Annotated in this window: 12 protein-coding genes; 8 read left to right on the forward strand and 4 right to left on the reverse strand. The window is 59.4% G+C overall.

Annotated elements, in window-relative coordinates:
- The 5 genes from ACOOHD_RS09685 (at nt 1) to ACOOHD_RS09705 (ending at nt 6,349) form a co-directional block, all read left to right on the forward strand.
- Entirely contained in the window at nt 1-753 is a 753-nt protein-coding gene (locus ACOOHD_RS09685; RefSeq protein ID WP_420461364.1) for an SDR family NAD(P)-dependent oxidoreductase, read from the forward strand.
- A complete protein-coding gene (locus ACOOHD_RS09690) occupies nt 738-1,433 on the forward strand; it encodes an NUDIX hydrolase (RefSeq protein ID WP_420461365.1) in 696 nt (231 codons plus the stop codon). Before ACOOHD_RS09685 ends, ACOOHD_RS09690 begins: the two co-directional genes overlap by 16 nt.
- A gap of 68 nt (nt 1,434-1,501) precedes the next feature.
- Complete coding sequence (locus ACOOHD_RS09695; protein WP_420461366.1) at nt 1,502-2,134, forward strand: hypothetical protein; 633 nt, start codon at nt 1,502-1,504, stop codon at nt 2,132-2,134.
- A gap of 302 nt (nt 2,135-2,436) precedes the next feature.
- Complete coding sequence (locus ACOOHD_RS09700; protein WP_420461367.1) at nt 2,437-3,408, forward strand: hypothetical protein; 972 nt, start codon at nt 2,437-2,439, stop codon at nt 3,406-3,408.
- A 58-nt stretch (nt 3,409-3,466) separates the two neighbouring features.
- On the forward strand, nt 3,467-6,349 hold the full coding sequence (locus ACOOHD_RS09705) for an ExeM/NucH family extracellular endonuclease (protein ID WP_420461368.1): 2,883 nt from the start codon (nt 3,467-3,469) through the stop codon (nt 6,347-6,349).
- Nucleotides 6,350-6,403: 54 nt separating this feature from the next.
- Here ACOOHD_RS09705 and ACOOHD_RS09710 read toward each other — a convergent pair whose 3' ends face one another.
- From ACOOHD_RS09710 to ACOOHD_RS09725, 4 genes are all read right to left on the reverse strand, one after another.
- Entirely contained in the window at nt 6,404-7,537 is a 1,134-nt protein-coding gene (locus ACOOHD_RS09710) for a S1C family serine protease (protein WP_420461369.1), read from the reverse strand.
- Between the two features lie 68 nt (nt 7,538-7,605).
- On the reverse strand, nt 7,606-9,798 hold the full coding sequence (locus ACOOHD_RS09715) for a TonB-dependent receptor (protein WP_420461370.1): 2,193 nt from the start codon (nt 9,796-9,798) through the stop codon (nt 7,606-7,608).
- A gap of 221 nt (nt 9,799-10,019) precedes the next feature.
- A complete protein-coding gene (locus ACOOHD_RS09720) occupies nt 10,020-10,979 on the reverse strand; it encodes a T9SS type A sorting domain-containing protein (protein WP_420461371.1) in 960 nt (319 codons plus the stop codon).
- A gap of 23 nt (nt 10,980-11,002) precedes the next feature.
- On the reverse strand, nt 11,003-11,647 hold the full coding sequence (locus ACOOHD_RS09725; RefSeq protein WP_420461372.1) for a hypothetical protein: 645 nt from the start codon (nt 11,645-11,647) through the stop codon (nt 11,003-11,005).
- 445 nt (nt 11,648-12,092) lie between these two features.
- Here ACOOHD_RS09725 and ACOOHD_RS09730 point away from each other — a divergent pair, with 445 nt between their 5' ends.
- The 3 genes from ACOOHD_RS09730 to ACOOHD_RS09740 all read left to right on the forward strand — a co-directional run bounded on the left by ACOOHD_RS09730 (nt 12,093) and on the right by ACOOHD_RS09740 (nt 16,431).
- Nucleotides 12,093-13,583, forward strand: a complete 1,491-nt coding sequence (locus tag ACOOHD_RS09730) for a family 20 glycosylhydrolase (protein WP_420461373.1) — start codon at nt 12,093-12,095, stop codon at nt 13,581-13,583.
- 66 nt (nt 13,584-13,649) lie between these two features.
- Complete coding sequence (locus tag ACOOHD_RS09735; protein ID WP_420461374.1) at nt 13,650-15,029, forward strand: alpha/beta hydrolase family protein; 1,380 nt, start codon at nt 13,650-13,652, stop codon at nt 15,027-15,029.
- Nucleotides 15,030-15,120: 91 nt separating this feature from the next.
- Nucleotides 15,121-16,431 (forward strand): Gfo/Idh/MocA family protein, encoded by a 1,311-nt coding sequence (locus ACOOHD_RS09740; protein ID WP_420461375.1) that lies wholly within the window; start codon nt 15,121-15,123, stop codon nt 16,429-16,431.
- Nucleotides 16,432-16,449: the final 18 nt, after the last annotated feature.

Below are 16,449 nucleotides of genomic sequence, written 5' to 3' on the forward strand. Positions count from 1 at the left end.
ATGTTCGACCTCTCTGGAAAGACGGCCCTGGTCACCGGCTGCAAACGCGGCATCGGCTACGCGATGGCGGAGGGGCTGGCCGCTGCCGGCACGAACATCATCGGTGTCTCGGCTAGTCTGACGGCCGAGGATGCCATTGCCGCCGCCGTGACCGATCTTGGCCGCCGCTTTACTGCCTACCGCTGCGATTTTTCGGATCGCGCCGCCCTCACCGACTTCATCACCGAGGTCAAGGAAACACACGGCACCCCCGATATTCTGGTCAACAATGCCGGCACCATCCTCCGCGCCCCCGCCGCCGAGCACTCCGATGCCTACTGGGACGAGGTGATCGCCGTGAACCAGACCGCCCCCTTTCTCCTAGCCCGCGAGTTCGGCCGGGACATGGTAGCCCGGGGCAGCGGCAAGATCATCTTCACCGCCTCGCTACTTACCTTTCAGGGGGGCATCACCGTGCCGGGCTACGCGGCCTCTAAGGGGGCCATCGGTCAGCTCGTCATGGCGCTGTCTAATGAGTGGGCCGGCCACGGTGTGCAGGTTAACGCCATTGCCCCGGGCTACGTGCGGACTGATAATACCCAGGCGCTACGGGATAATGCGGAGCGCTCCGCGGCCATCCTCGGTCGCATCCCCGCCGGCCGCTGGGGGGAGCCGGATGACTTTAAGGGCCCCACCGTTTTTTTGGCCAGTGCCGCCTCCGACTACGTTTCGGGTACGGTGCTTACCGTCGACGGCGGATGGATGGGTCGCTAAGCACCCGCGTCACGGCGCAGAGCCCGGCGGCTACCCATACCGTCGACTGTGTCGTATTTGGCTTCGCCGAGGGGGAGCTACGGGTGCTACTGGTGCGCCGCGCCGTGGAGCCCTTCGCCGGGCAGTGGGTGCTGCCGGGCGGTGCCATGGCCGCCGACCAGACCCTCGAGGACACGGGGCAGCGGGTCTTACGGGAGCTGGTAGGGGTCTCTAATCTCCAACTCACCCAGGTAGCCACCTACAGTGCCCCCGACCGCCACCCAGTGCGCCGGGTGGTGACCACCACCTACTACGCCCTGGTACGACCCGAGCACCACACACCGGTCGCACGGGGGTACCTAAGTGAGGCGGCCTGGCACCGACTGACGGAACTCCCCCCCCTGGGCTTCGACCACCGCGAGCTGCTGGACGATGCTTGGATGCGACTGACGGTGCACCTGCGTACGCGCCCCCTGGCCTTTGCCCTGCTGCCGGATGACTTTACGCTCAGTGAGGTACAACAACTGTACGAGGAAATTTTGGGGGAGCCGCTGGACCGCCGTAATTTTCGGCGCAAGGTCTTAGCCTACGATTTTTTGATTGATACCGGGGCAAAACGCAGTGGCGTTAAGGGAGGGCCGGCCGTGTACCGTAGCGACGCCGTTTTGCTACAGCGTGCCCTGGCCACCCCCCACGACTGAGGTATCCGTACATTCATTCACTCACCGGCGGCTCGCTTTTGCATCCGCGACACTCACAATTTTTTCCCATGCGTATTTTTTCTTTTCTACTGACCCTACCGCTGTGTCTGGTCCTCACCGCCTGTGGCCCCAAGATCTACGAGGCACCCAATATGGCTTCCACCACCCGCGCGCACCAGCTGATCGCCATCGTCCCCCCCACCGTAGCCATTAAGGGCCGGCCCAAAGACGATCCCCAGGTCCTGGCGGACGCCGCCTACGAAGACACCTTCACCTTTCAGCGCGAAATTTACAGTTGGATGCTGCGCCGCAAGCAGCAGGGCAAGATTCGTAGTCTCGAAATCATGGACGTCGAAACCACCAACGCCAAGCTGGAGCGCGCCGGGTATACGGTCGATAATCGCGTCCTGACCCCGGCGGAAATTTGCGAAGCCCTCGGCGTCGATGCCATCATCACCACCCGGTTCAACACCAGTAAACCAATGAGCCAAGGAGCCGCCGCAGCCCTCGGCGTCCTCTTCGGTGCCTGGGGGACTACCAATAGCACGACGGTAAATATGGACATCCACGACGCCCAGTCCGGCTTGGTCTGGAATTACGATTGGGAAGCCAACGGCACGGTCTTTAATAGCCCCGAACAGCTCGTAGAATCACTCATGCGCAACGCCAGTAAGCGGATGCCCTACACGTTGAGTAAGTAACGTTCGATCTTCCCCTACGGAAGCGAGCAGCTCCGACATGCTTCGGCGTGCCGGAGCTTTTCAATTTTAGAAAGCGCATAACGCATTTTCTCTAGGCTCAGTCAGTTTTAACATATAATTTTCCTGGGGTTTAAAGGGATACTATAACGCGTTCGACCCGGTCTACGTGGGTACTTACCTGGACTTCACGGCGGCAAGCCAGGACGATAATCCGCCGGTGGTGAGTAGACCGTACATTAGTAGACGGTTTCACACAGGTATATGGTGAAACCAGCTGACACTATTCACAACACACATTCTTTATGACAAGGCTAATCACCCTGATCGTGCTCCTTGCCGGAAGCATTGCTGCGGTCGCGCAAACTATCACCACCTGCACCGTTGACCGGTCTAACTTCGATATCTGTGGGCTCTGCCCCGGCAACATCTCCGCTACGGGGGTACTACAGGGAACATTTCGCTTCAATCTGCAAAAAGGGGTCACGTTCACGTTTCCCTCTACCTGTGGGACCGGCGAGAACCAACGGGAGCTAAGCCTGGGAGCCGCCACCTTCGAGATCAACACTTCGATCAATGGCAACCGGACCGTTGCGCTGCTCAGCGACTTTCCCATCGACCCGAGTGCAACTTCCTTCGAGGTGCGCGCTACGACGGCCTCGGGCAACGGAAGTTTCGTTTACAACGGAACCTCCTACTCCCGTTCGCAGCTTCCGCAAGCTACCTCCGAGGTGCGCGCCGCCGCCGCCGCCGCCCCCATCGAGCTACTTAGCTGGACGGCTACGCCTCAGGTAGCCAACATCCTATTACAGTGGTCGAGCATCACGGAAATGGATAACGACTTCTATACTATCGAGTACAGCGAAGATGGCATCACCTTCCTCGAACTGACTAGGGTAGCAGGTAGCGCAAGCTCCGATCAGTTGCTTACCTATGACTACACTCACATTGCCCCAGGCCCCGGTACGCATTACTACCGCCTGGCCCAGCAGGACTTGGACGGTAGCCGCACGACCTTCGATGTACTGGCGGTCAAGTTGGACGGACAAGCCAGTACAAATGCACTATTTCCCAATCCGGCAAGTGCAGGACAGCTCATTACGCTTAGCAACATCACCACAGCCGACATCAGCCTACTACGTGCTGACGGCAGTCTGGTAGCCCGCTTCCCCACCCCCGACCGCGAGGCCCCTCAGTTTACCCTGCCCGCCGAACTGCCTGCCGGAGTCTACTTGGTACGCCAGGGTGCTCTTATGAGTCGCCTGCTGGTCCGGTAGGTCGCATTCCCGGTCGGTCACCTAAATTTGTGCTTTTACGTGAAGTAAATTCCGGCACATGCGACTGCTATACCTGATCTTGAGCTGCCTACTGAGCACTAGCCTTATCGCCCAGGGCCAGGTCATCCTCACCGGTCTGCTCGACGGCACCGGCCCCGGTGCCACGCCCCGCGCCCTCGAGCTGTATGTGCAGGGCACGGTCAACTTGAGCGACTACACTATTCAGCGCTACGCCAATACGAACACGGACGGCACACCGGTACAGCTATCGGGGACCTATACCGATGCCTTCGTGTACGTTGTGAATGATACGGATGCTTTCGTCGAGACCTTTGGTACGGCGGGCAATTTTACCAACGTGATCTCCTCGGGCACCGTGAGCGGCAACGGCAACGACGCCTTCACCCTGGAACTCGGCGGCACCATCATCGATCAGGTGGGCGGACCCATTGGCGACGATGCCAGCATCTACACCGACAGCTACCTCTACCGCCAGGACGGCACCGGGCCTGATGGCGACTGGGTGGCGACCAACTGGACGATCCCCGGCAATGACCTACTGGATGGGTTCAGCTACGCGAAGATTGGTGCGGTCGTGCCCTTCGGTAGTTACCAACCGGCCGGCGGCCCTAGCAGACCCACGGTCTCCATCGAGAATCCCGTCAACCTAGCCGAGCCTGCCACTGACGGCAGCTTCAGTATTTTACTGTCCGAGCCGGCCGCGGCTCCTTTCACGGTCGCATTCAGCCTCGGTGGTACGGCTACCCTAGGCATCGATTACCTACTGCCCGGTGACAATACGCTCACGTTCGCTACCGGTGAGCAAGCTGCACAGCTCGTAGTCTCGGTACTCGATGATGAGGTGATCGAGGGGACGGAGACCATCGTCCTTACACTCGACTCGGTTAGTGACGGCAGCTATAGTCTGGGGGCGCCCGCGGAGGTGCTGATCCTCGACGACGATGTTGGCACCGACCCCATCGGCATCCACCTCATACAGGGGCGCGGCGACGTGAGTCCGCTGGCCGGCGACGTAGTCACCATACAGGCAGTAGTGACGGGTGATTTTCAGGAGGGGCTCGGCGGCTTCTACGTACAGGAGGAAGATGCTGATGCGGATCAGGATAGCCTCACTTCCGAAGGCATATTTGTGTTCGCGCCCGATCAGGAAGTAACCGTGGGCGATTTGGTCACCGTCACCGGCATCGTGGAGGAACGCTTCGGCCAGACCCAGCTTAGGGGCGGGGACGCCGGTGCAAGGGTCACGGTGGAGGCGACCGGTACTCCCCTACCCTCCGCTCGTGCATTGATGCTGCCCCGCCCCGACTCCCTCCTCGAGGCGCTAGAGGGGATGCGGGTCACGCCCCGCGATCTGGTGATCACCGATGTTAGCAGTCTGGCCCGCTTCGGGGAGGTGGAAGTGACCTCCGACGAGCGCCTCATTCAGTTCACCGAGTGCAACCGGCCCAATGCCGCAGCCTTTGCCGCCTATCAGGATAGCATTGCCGCAGACCGGCTACTGATCGACGACGGCCGCGGGGGCAGCAGCAACCTACCCATCCTATTCGCCGGTACCGATACCCTGGAGACTACCGATCAGATCCGCGCCGGACAGACCGTCAGCGGACTCACCGGCGTGCTGGGCTACGACTTCGACCGCTACCGTATCCAGCCTACGCAGACCGAGAACCTTGCGCTGAGTGGCAACGAGCGCCCTACCACTGCCCCGGAGGTGGGTGGTGAGATTCGCGTAGTCAGCGCTAATGTGCTCAACTATTTCACCACCCTGGGCAGCCGTGGCGCGGATACCGAGGCCGAACTCGTCCGTCAGGAAGATAAGATCGTTGCCGCCCTCTGCGTGCTCGATGCCGACATTATCGGCCTCATCGAGATCGAGAACAACGGCAACCTGGCCCTGGCCCGCCTGGTCGATGCCCTCACGGCCCGCTGCGGAGTACCCTATGCCTACGTAGAATCGCCCAATACCGGCGACGACCAGATCATGGTGGCCCTGGTGTACCGCACGGACCGTATCGCCGAATCCGGCACCGCCGCCGCCCTGGCCACCCCGGCCGAGCTATTTATAGGGCCCGGTACCAACCGCGTCCCCCTGGCCCAAACCTTCCGCGTCATCGACCCCACCAGCAGCAACCTCGGCGAGGAGCTCACCGTAAGCGTCAACCACTTCAAGAGCAAGGGCGGCGGCTGCGGGGCCGGCGACGATGATGATGACGGCGGGGCGGGCAACTGCAACGGCACCCGTACCGCCGGCGCCCGCGCCCTGGCTGACTGGCTCGCCACGAACCCCACCGGCGTCGCCGATCCCAACGTGCTCATCATCGGCGACCTCAACGCCTACCGTATGGAGGACCCTATCGTGGCGCTGGAAGATGCCGGCTACGTCAATGCCAAAACTCTCAACGGCAACACTAAATTTCCGTGTGGTGGCGGTCCGCCAAGCTACGTCTTCGGCGGTGAATGGGGAAGCCTCGACTACGCTCTGGCCAGTGACTCCCTGGCCCCCTTCATCACCGGTGCTACCGCCTGGACGGTCAACACCCCCGAGCCCGCCGTGCTTGACTATAACACCGAGGGGGCCGGTGAGGACCTCTACGCCCCTGACTTCTACCGCTTCAGCGATCACGACCCTATCGTGGTGGGTATCGATCTCAAGCAGATCGTCAATAGCGTAAGCAACAGCGTGCCGGGCGGCTCCCGCGTCGAGCTTCAGCGGCTAGACACAAATACCTACACCTTCAGCGGGATGCAGCGCGCGGGTCGCTACTTACTGACGAATGCGGCGGGGCAGGTGCTGGGGCACGGGGTGGCTCCGGTGCGGGGTGCCCGGATCAGCGTAGCGGAATTGCCTACTGGGATTTACTTCGTGTTGTTGCGGGAGCCGGGGGCCGGTGAGGCTGCGTTCAAACTGCTGGTGCTGTAAGGCGTCCGACGCTTGCAAGCGTCGGACGCCTAATCGCTTGTAAGCGTCGGACGCCTAATCCACCGAGCTACCCAGCTGCACCTCCAAAGTAGCCCGCCGCTCATCGCGCACGATGTTCAGCTTGACCACCTCGCCGGGCTGGTACTTCTCCAGTTCCAGGTAAAGGTCCGAGTTACTGAGCGTAGGGTTACCGTTGATGCCGAGGAGCACGTCACCGAGGTAGCGCCGACCCCGTGTATCGACGGTCACACCTTTGAGTCCGGCACCTGCGGCCCCGCCCGCTGGCTCTACGGTGAGCACCACCAGGCCCTGGTAACCGCTCACCTGCCGCAGATCGGCGCCCAGCACCGCCCGGCGCACCTCCCCGTAGCGGATCACATCGTCGACTACGTAGCGAACCACGTCGACCGGGATGGAAAAGCCGATGCCCGCCGAGGCCCCCGAGGGACTGTAAATGCTGGTGTTGACGCCGATAAGCTGACCGTTGCTGTCCAGGAGCGGACCCCCGGAGTTGCCCGGATTGATGGCCGCGTCGGTCTGAATGGCCCCCTTAATGGGTACCCCGGCCTGACTGCGTATCTCGCGGTCGAGGGCCGAGACGATACCTGTGGTCAGCGTCTGGTCGAGGCCGAAGGGGTTGCCAATGGCGTACACGGCCTGGCCCACACGGATGTTCTGGCTGGTACCGACCTGGATGGGTTGCAGGGCAGCGGCCGGGGCATCGATCTTGAGTACCGCCAGGTCCTTCTCCTTCTCGAAGCCGACCACGCGGGCATCGTAGGTCTGTCCGTTGCTCAGCGTGACGGCGATGGAGCTGGTATTGGCCCCGTTGATGACGTGAAAGTTCGTGATCACGTGCCCCGCCTTATCCCAGATAAAGCCCGAGCCGGAGCCGCTTTCCACCTCCCCGTAATTCCAGAACGTACGGCGCATCGCCTTCGTAGTGATAAAGCAGACGGCCGGCGAGGCGGACTCGAACAGCTGAATCGTACGTTCCTCATCGGGCGTATAGGGGGCGCGGTCGCGGGTGCCAGCGTAAGTAGAGTCGACCCGGCTGGCCCGATCGGGTACCGGCCCGGTGTAAGCGGCATCGACCAGTGTGGGCTGCGATGCCGGAGCGGGAAACCAGTAGCGGCCGGCGGCAAAAGCGGCTAGGACGATGAGGAAGGAAAGGAGGAAGTTTTTCACGGGGGCGCGACGGTTACTTGGGGGGCAATGGTAACGCGCCGAACGTCGGCTTGGGTGTTGTGGAAGTCCTAAAAATCCAGCCCCACGCTCAGTAGGAAGTTACGCCCCGCCTGGGGGTACATGCCCAGCGTGGTCGAAGGCGCGCCGTCGAAGCGGTAGCGGTAGCTCCAGCCGTTGCTGGCGTACAGCTGATCGGTAAGGTTACGTAGCAGGAAGGTGAGGCGGTAGCGCTTGCGGAAGCCGTAGCTGAGGCGTAGGTCGCTGTAGTAGTAGCCGGGTAGCTCGCTCTGGGCCGCACCGCTGTTGTCGACGTAGCGAGCGCCGACGTACTTAGTCTGGAGGGCGGCTTCGAAGGTATGGGCGCGCAGGCTGCGGTCGTAGGCGAGTTCGAGCGCGCCGGTCACGTCGGGGCTGAAACTGAGTGGGGTATCCTCCTGCGGCAGCTCCGTTTGGCCCAGGTAGTCGAAGGCGGCGTCGTAGTCGTCGAGGGTCTCGGTGAAGGCCCGGACGCGGTTGCGGCTCAGGGTGAGGTTGCCGCCGAGGGTAAAGTGGTCGGTGAGCTGCACCCCGCCCTGGAGCTCCACGCCGAGGCGGTAGCTCTCGGGTACGTTGGTGCGGATGTATTCGCCCACGTCGTTGAGCCGGCCGGTGAGCACGAGCTGGTCGCGGTAGGCCATGTGGTACACATTGACGCCGTAGTTGATGCGCTGCAATGTACGGAAGAAGCCGAGCTCGGTGTTGTACAGCTTCTCCGGTACGGGGCGGGTGCTGGCGGGGTTATCGACGAAGTCGTTGCGGTTGGGTTCGCGCTGGGCTACGCCGAAGCTGAGGTAGGCACGGGTGCCGCGGCTGGGTAGGTAGACCACTCCGGCCTTAGGGTTGAAAAAAGTGTGGCCGGCGTCTTGTTGGAGCAGACTGAGGTTTTCGTCCAGGCCCAGAAACTCGTAGTTGACGTAGCGGAGTTGGGCGTCGGCGTAGAGGTTCCAGCGGTCGGTCAGGGCGTAGTTGGCGCGCAGGTAGTTGTTGAAGTCGCGCTTGGTGGCGTCGTTGTCGTAGTAGCGCTGGCGGATTTCGGAGTCGCCGGCGTAGCGGGCCCAGATGACCTCGCCGTAGTGGCCGCCGCGGTACTCGTTGGCCGCTCCGCCGAAGGTGACGTCCCATTTGTTGCGCTGATAGCGTAGGCTGTACACGGTGCCGTAGAAGTGGTTGTCGAGCCAGCGGCGGCGGATGAGGTCGCTACCTCCCTCGGTCCCTCCGGAGGAGGGAAGCAGCTCGATGCCATAGTCCGATAAATCTTGATCGGTCTTGTACTGCTCGAAGTAGCCGAGGCCGCGGGTGTAATGCCCGCTCACGCTTAGGTCGAGGTGGGTACTGAGGCTACGGTTGAAGTGCAGCTGGTAGTGATTCTGGCGGTAATTGTCGACCTCGTTGTCGTAGGGCGCGCCCTTCTTTTCGGTGCCGACGGAGTTGTAGGTGCGGCCGTACTGGTCGATCTCCTCCTGGGTGACCCCGTTCCAGCTCTGGTAGGTGACCTCGTGGCCCCCGAAGGCGATGAAGCTAATGATGGATTTGCCCGCCTCTTTAGATACGGCGGCGTAGTAGCCATCTAGATCGGCGGTGGCGCGGTCGATGTAGCCGTCGGAGTGGATTTTGGAGTAGCGGGCCTCTACGCTGAGTCCGCCGTCGGTGCGGCCGCGATAGCTGACCACGCCGCGGCGGGTGCCGAAACTGCCGACGCCGCCGTCGAGACTAAGTCCAGGCTTACCATTTCCCCGGCCGGTGGTAAAGTTGATCGTGGCCCCGAAGGCCCCGGCCCCGTTCGTACTCGTACCTACCCCGCGCTGGATCTGGATCAGGTCGGTGGAGGTACTGAAGTCTGGTAGGTTCACCCAGAACACCCCCTGGCTCTCGCTGTCGTTGTAGGGGATGCCGTTGATGGTGACGTTGGTGCGGGTGGGGTCGCTGCCGCGTATCCAGATGCCGGTGTAGCCCACGCCGGTGCCGGCATCGGAGTTGACCACGACCGAGGGCGTCCACTTGAGCAGGTAGGGGGCGTCCTGGCCTACATTTCGTACGGCGATGTCCTTTTTGGTAAGGTCGACGTAGGTCACCGGCGTTTCCTGGCGAGCGGAGGTAGCGGTGACGGTGATGGGGTAGTCGAATTCGTAGATTTGGTCGATGGTATCGACGGGCGTGGTGGTCTGACCCGGCAGGAGTCGAACGAGGATCACCAGAGCGGCGATCAGGCGAAGCCTTAGCATAAGCGGTACAAATTTTCCCTTCCCGGCATTACCCGGGCAGGTTCCTGATTGTGGTAATCAAAGGGTATGATCTCAGCTGGCCCTGGTGGGCGCAGCACCCCGTTGTGTGGGTAAAGGTACGGTGTCTGTGGCTTTTGCCAAAAACTAAGCGGCCTCTCTAACCACCGCCGGTGATTAAAGAGACCGCTAAGAAACAGCCGTATATGTTCCAGCCTGAGTTGCTATCTCATTGGTAGCACAGCAAACCGTTTGACGCCACGCCCCTCTACAGTACGAATACTTAAAGTATAAAGACCGGTGGCCAAGCTAGCTGGAAAAGTGAGTCGGATAGCATTGTTGGCTAATAGGTCAAAACTTGTAGGGACTTGCCGACCGGCCGGATCGTAAAGGATTAGCTGAGCCTCTCTAATGGAAATACTACCATCGGCCTGTATTGTTAGGGACTGACCCGAAGCAACTGGATTAGGCCAGAGAGCGAGAAATGAACCGATGTCTGGTTCTCTGACGCTACTGATTATAAGCACGCTATCACAGGCATAATCAACTCTTTTGTAGTCAAGGGAATCCTCTCCGTTGCCACTGAAACAACGCAAAAAATAGGGACACTGGCCATCACACTGGAAGCCATCATACGGAAAAAGATAGCCATTTAATGTTCCTAGAAGTTCATACCTCCATCCTTGAATAAAGGTGCCTTCGATAAAATGATAAGGGGGTATCTTACGTAAATATTGCCCCCTCAGAGTAGTCTGACCTACCATAAGAGTTGAAACACTGTCCACTCGGTAAGCGTCAAATTCCTGACCGGCAAGCCGAAAATCTCTGAACGCTCGGGGGGCATACATTTGCATAGTATCGCCAACACTCAAACTGAAGTCATAAAGGACTTGAAATGTACTGTCTACGTAGTAGAGTAAACTGTCACCACTCTGGTATATAAAGAATGTGTCAATCTTTGGTGAATCCGTATAATAGAAAGAGTAAGCAGCGTATCGTTTCTCTCTAAGCTGCAAAACGGATGTTGCAGTTACTCCATCAATAGTGGTGTCGGCCCCAATATACAGTTGATTAGGATAGAAAATGGTGTCTCTAGCAATACTTCCATAAGTCCACTGGTTGTCCTTAGCAGTCCAGTTTACCTGTTGTGCTAAGAGTATTGTAGTCGATAGTAAAAAGAACAATAACCCAGCTATTCGATAAACCCTCATTGTTTGATCATTTTCAAGATCACCGGGGAGACAGCCGATCCAGTTACAGCAAGGTACATTATACCAGGTTGAACCTTAGTTATGTCGACTTGAACGGACGTGCCTGCGGGAAAACTCTGAGTGTCTACCAATTTGTTATTGTAGTCATATACCTCCACTTTAGTAATTCCGGTTGGTGCTGGCGACTTCTCTGCGTTGTCAGATTGTCCTCCATCTTCCCTTACTTCCACAAAGTTTGTAGCAGGATTGGGACCAGCGGTATAGCTGTATCCTTTATAGAAGACGTATGTTGCTGAAAAGTCGGAACAGCTTTTATTCCAATCTGCCTGCAAGTTAATACTTCCCAGATTTGATAAAGAAAGATACTTTCCAGCACTTGAAGAGTAGAAGCTACCCGTTCCAGAAGTTTTCGTCCACATAATTGATGGTACCGAAGGTCCAGTGATGTTGACCGTAGCCGTAGTCGCGTTAATTTGATTAGCGGTGTAAAGAGGGTTACTGTTGCCTGCAACGTTTACTGTACCAGTCAATACTGCGCTCTCGGCTCCATAATAGAGGATATATGAGTCGTCCTGAAGAGATCGATGCATGCGCGTAATTTGGTCATGCGTTAGGGCGTTTGCGTGAGGATTGTAGTTCATGACGTTATTGTCGTATCCCCACTGCTGATGATGATGCGTACGGACTTTTCCGGAACATTTGTTAAGTCAATATCGCAGTCGCTACCGTTCTCATATGGGTCAAAACTCTTTGCATAAACTGCGTGATCCATACCACAGTCATACTGTGCATACGAGGTTAAAGAAACAAAGCATAGGGCGATTAACCCCCCCCCCCCCCACAAAGCGGGAGGAAAATGGTAAACTAAATTTCATGAGTCAATGGTTTATACTGAACCACTCAAGTAGAGGAGTAGCCTATTCCGTTACACCATGAAGCCAACCAACATTAGACCACCAAATACGAGAGTTGCTCAGTTGGGTTGAAGAATGGTTGTAAGATACTCCCGGCGGTAATAGCTCGCAGGTTTTTTTAGTTAAAGTTTTCTCTGCCGCTTACATTTGTCACTCACTCTCAATAAATCCTATGCGCGTGTACTGTCTGGTCTTAGTTACTAGTTTACTCTGCACCTGTGCCCCCGCCCCGCCCCCCCAACCCGTAGATGTACCAAGACTCTCTGAGCTACCCCTCATCCCCCTACCGGCCACGATCTCTGACGGGGATGAGGTGAGCTACTACGAGACCTACAGCGGGGAGATGACGCCCAGCAGCGACGCCACGATCGGCGATGCACAGCGCTACCTCGATGAGCGGATGCCGGGCCTGGTGCTGCCGCTACAGTACATCACGAGCGACCGCATCGGAGAAGGGGCCTACCGGATCGACTTTTCCGATGGGCAGATTGAAATCCAGGCCAGTGAGCGGGAGGGGATGCTCAATGCGGCCAAAACGTTGGAGCAGGTCCTACACTTTTCGGGTGCGGATGTTGGTGCAGTCTATATCGCGGAGGGCACGATCGACGACCAGCCCCGTTTTCCCTACCGGGGCTATATGCTAGATGTGGCGCGGCACTTCTTTCCGGCTGACACGGTGAAACAGGTCGTCGACCGCATCGCCGCCTACAAAATCAATCACCTGCACCTACATCTGAGTGACGACCAGGGCTGGCGCATCGAAATCAAGGGCTACCCGCGGCTGACGGAGGTGGGCGCGGCTACGGAAGTGGATGGCACGCCGGGCGGCTTCTACACCCAGGAAGAGTACCGTGACCTGGTGGAGTATGCCATGCGCAAGGGCATCACCGTGATCCCGGAGATCGATATGCCGGGGCATACAAATGCGGCGCTTTCGGCCTACCCCATCCTGAACGTGGAGGGCAAGGCAGTAGAGCCTTACTCGGGCACTAAGGTGGGTTTCAGCACCTTCGACGTGGACCAGGATTCGGTGTACACCTTCATCAACGATGTCGTGAAGCAGCTGGCGGCCCTGACGCCGGGGCCCTATTTTCACCTGGGGGGAGACGAGAGTAATGCCACCGACCACGAGGACTACGTGCGCTTCGTGAACGAGGTGCAGCAGATCGTGCGTAGCCACGGCAAGTCGCCCATCGGCTGGGATGAGGTAGCTACCTCGGAGCTGGCCGAGGGGACAATCGTCCAGTTCTGGGCCCATCCGGAGAATGCCTTACGTGCCCAGCAAGGCGGCAATCCGATCATTATGTCGCCGGCCACCCGCACCTACCTAGATATGCAGTACGATACGGCCTCCCGCATTGGGCTGCACTGGGCGGCCTACATCCCCCTCGATTCAGCCTATCTGTGGGACCCGGCTACTCAGGCGGAGGGTATCTCGGACGGTGATATCCTCGGCATAGAGGCCCCGCTGTGGAGTGAGACGGTGCGCACGCTGGAGGACATTGACTACCTGACCTTCCCACGCCTATTGGCTCTAGCTGAGGTGGGCTGGACGCCGCAGGAGCGGCGGGAGTGGGAGGACTTTAAGCGGCGACTGCGGGCGCAGGTGGGGTGGCTGGAGGCGCAGGGGGTGGGGGTTTATGGGTCGCGGGTGCTGGAGTAAAATACCAGCGCAGCCGGAGGCTGCATTTTGCTGGCGCTGCCAGAGGCAGCATTGTACTTTGGGGGGATGAAGCTTATCGCAGTGTTATTCCTGTTCACCACACTACTCGCTGCGCAGACGGGGGAAAGTTGGTACGGGGTGCTGGAGGTGCCCGGTCAGCAGCTGCCGCTAAATCTGGAGTTGACCGAGAGTAGTGGCAGTCTACAGAGCCCCGGGCAGTCCCTTCAGCGCATCCCATTCTCTACTTTGAAGCGGACTGTGGACTCGCTATTCTTTACGGTAAATGCACTACAGCTGAGCTATGCGGGCAAGTATGCCTCGGATAGCGTGATAGGTACCTTTCAGCAAGCCACTTTCACCACCCAGTTAATTTTCTACCGCGAGCCGCCGGCGGGTTATGCAGTCGATACGTCTACGGCACCCGCCGCCCGGCCCCAGGAGCCAACCGACTTCCCCTACGTACGGGAGGCCATCACCTTCCCGGGTGGGGAGGATAGCGTGACGCTAGCGGGCGAGCTGACCCTACCAACCGATACTTTACCGAAGGCACTACTGATCTTTGTGTCTGGCTCCGGCCCTCAGGACCGTAATGAAGACCTCGGCCCCGCCATCAATCACCGGCCTTTTTTGGTATTGAGTGACTACCTGACCCGGCGGGGCTACGGGGTACTGCGCTACGATGACCGGGGTATCGGGGAGAGTACCGGAGACTTCGGAGCCGCCACCAGCGCGGATTTTGCTCAGGATGCACGCGCTGCGCTGCGGTATCTGCGTGATCAGGCCCAGTTTTCAAAAGTACCCATTGGCATACTCGGGCACAGCGAGGGGGGTATGATCGCGCCGATGGTGGCGGTCGAGGACTCCGTGAATTTTCTCGTGCTACTAGCGGCGCCAGGCATTCCGATCGATAGCCTGCTACTTGATCAGCAACGAGCGATCAGTGGCACCATTGCGCCGGATGAGTCAGTACGGCGGGCAGCCTACCGCTACGCCAAGTTACACGCTATGCAGTCGGACACGGCCTTTGTGGGGGGACTTATGGATACGATTCTACAACTGATTCCCTCCCTGTCGACGGAGGTACGAAAGAGTATAGTTGAGCCGGAAGACTTCGCGGCTAGCTACGTCAGCGGGCTGAGCTCGCCCTGGATGCGCTACTTCCTGGCCTTCGATCCGGCGGACTATCTGGAACGAGTGACCGTGCCGGTGCTGGCCATCAACGGCGAACTGGACCGGCAGGTGACGATAGGCAACCTTGCTGCGGTGGGCGCGGCGCTGGAGCGGGCGGGGAATGAGGAGGTGACGCTAGTGGCGGTGCCGGGGGTGAATCACCTAATGCAGCCGGCGGAGACGGGGTCGCCGGGGGAGTATGGGGAGATTGAGGTGACCATCGATCCTCAGGTGCTGGAGGCGATTGTGAGCTGGCTGGATGCGCGGTATCTGTAGCGACGGCTGAAGCCGTCGCTACACGAGTCGGCCGACGAACTTTTCGCCGACAAAGTCGGGTAAAAAGGATTTGGCGGACGATCTTAGCAGCATGGACCGCAGAACCTTCCTCCACACTACGCCCGCTCTCTTTGCCCTGCCATTCACTGCGCACCTGCGGCCCCGGCAGACTGCTAGACGGGTGGCCCTCATCGGCTGCGGCTGGTACGGAAAGAATGATCTGCTGCGGTTAGTGCAAGTAGCGCAGGTGGAGGTAGTGGGCCTGTGCGACGTGGACCGACATATGCTGGAAGGTGCCGCTACCCTACTCAAAGAACGCCAGCCGGCTGCTAGCCCTAAGTTGTACGCCGACTACCGACAGATGCTGAGTGAGACCAAGCCTGAGATCGTCCTCATCGCCACCCCCGACCACTGGCATGCGCTGCAGGCCATCGCCGCGCTGGAGGCCGGGGCGCACGTGTACCTACAAAAACCCGTGGGCGTGGACGTCCGCGAGTGCGAGGCGGTGCTGGATGCGGCACGGAGATACGACCGGGTGGTACAGGTAGGCCTACAGCGCCGCAGCACCCCCCACCTGGTACGGGCTAAAACCGAGATCGTCGATGCCGGACTGCTCGGTGAGATCGGCCACGTCGACCTCTGCTGCTACTACTCTATGCGCGACACGGCCGTGCGCGAGGTAGAGCCCGTGCCCGACTTTTTCGACTACGACGCCTGGACCGGCCCCGCCCCCCTCCTCCCCTATAAGGGGCTGCCCCACCGCCGCTGGCGCTCCTTTTGGGCCTACGGCAACGGCATCGTCGGCGACATGTGCGTACATATGCTCGACACCACCCGCTGGATGCTCGGCCTTGGCTGGCCGGACCTGGTCGCCAGTACCGGCGGCATCCGCGTGCAGACCGAGGCTGATGCTACCATCACCGACACCCAGACGGTCATCTTCTCCTACCCTGAGCTCGACTGCGTCTGGCAGCACCGCAGCTACGGTCCGGCGGTCGACGAGGACTTCCCCTGGGCCCTGATGGTCTACGGCAGTAAGGGTACCCTGCGCGCCGATATATTTAAGTACGACTTCACACCCCACAAGGGCGAGACCACCCGTGTAGAGGCCGTGTACGAGCGGGAGGCCTTCCCCGAAGACGTGACCGAGGAGGGCATCGAACTCCACGCCGCCCCGGCTACGCGTGCGCATATGGAAGACTTCCTGCGCGCCATCGACACCGGTAGCCGCCCCGTAGCTGATATTGAGGAGGGCTATATTTCTACCGCCTCCTGTATACTCGGTAACCTGGCGCTGGTGGCGGGGGAGCCACTGGCTTATGATCCGAGTACACGTGAGATTACGCCTGGTTATGAGACTCTATTGGCTCGGGAGTATCGTAATCCCTACAAGCATCCTTAGCGTGCTAAAATTCACCAC

This window comes from Neolewinella sp., assembly GCF_965214665.1.
Taxonomy (GTDB): domain Bacteria; phylum Bacteroidota; class Bacteroidia; order Chitinophagales; family Saprospiraceae; genus Neolewinella.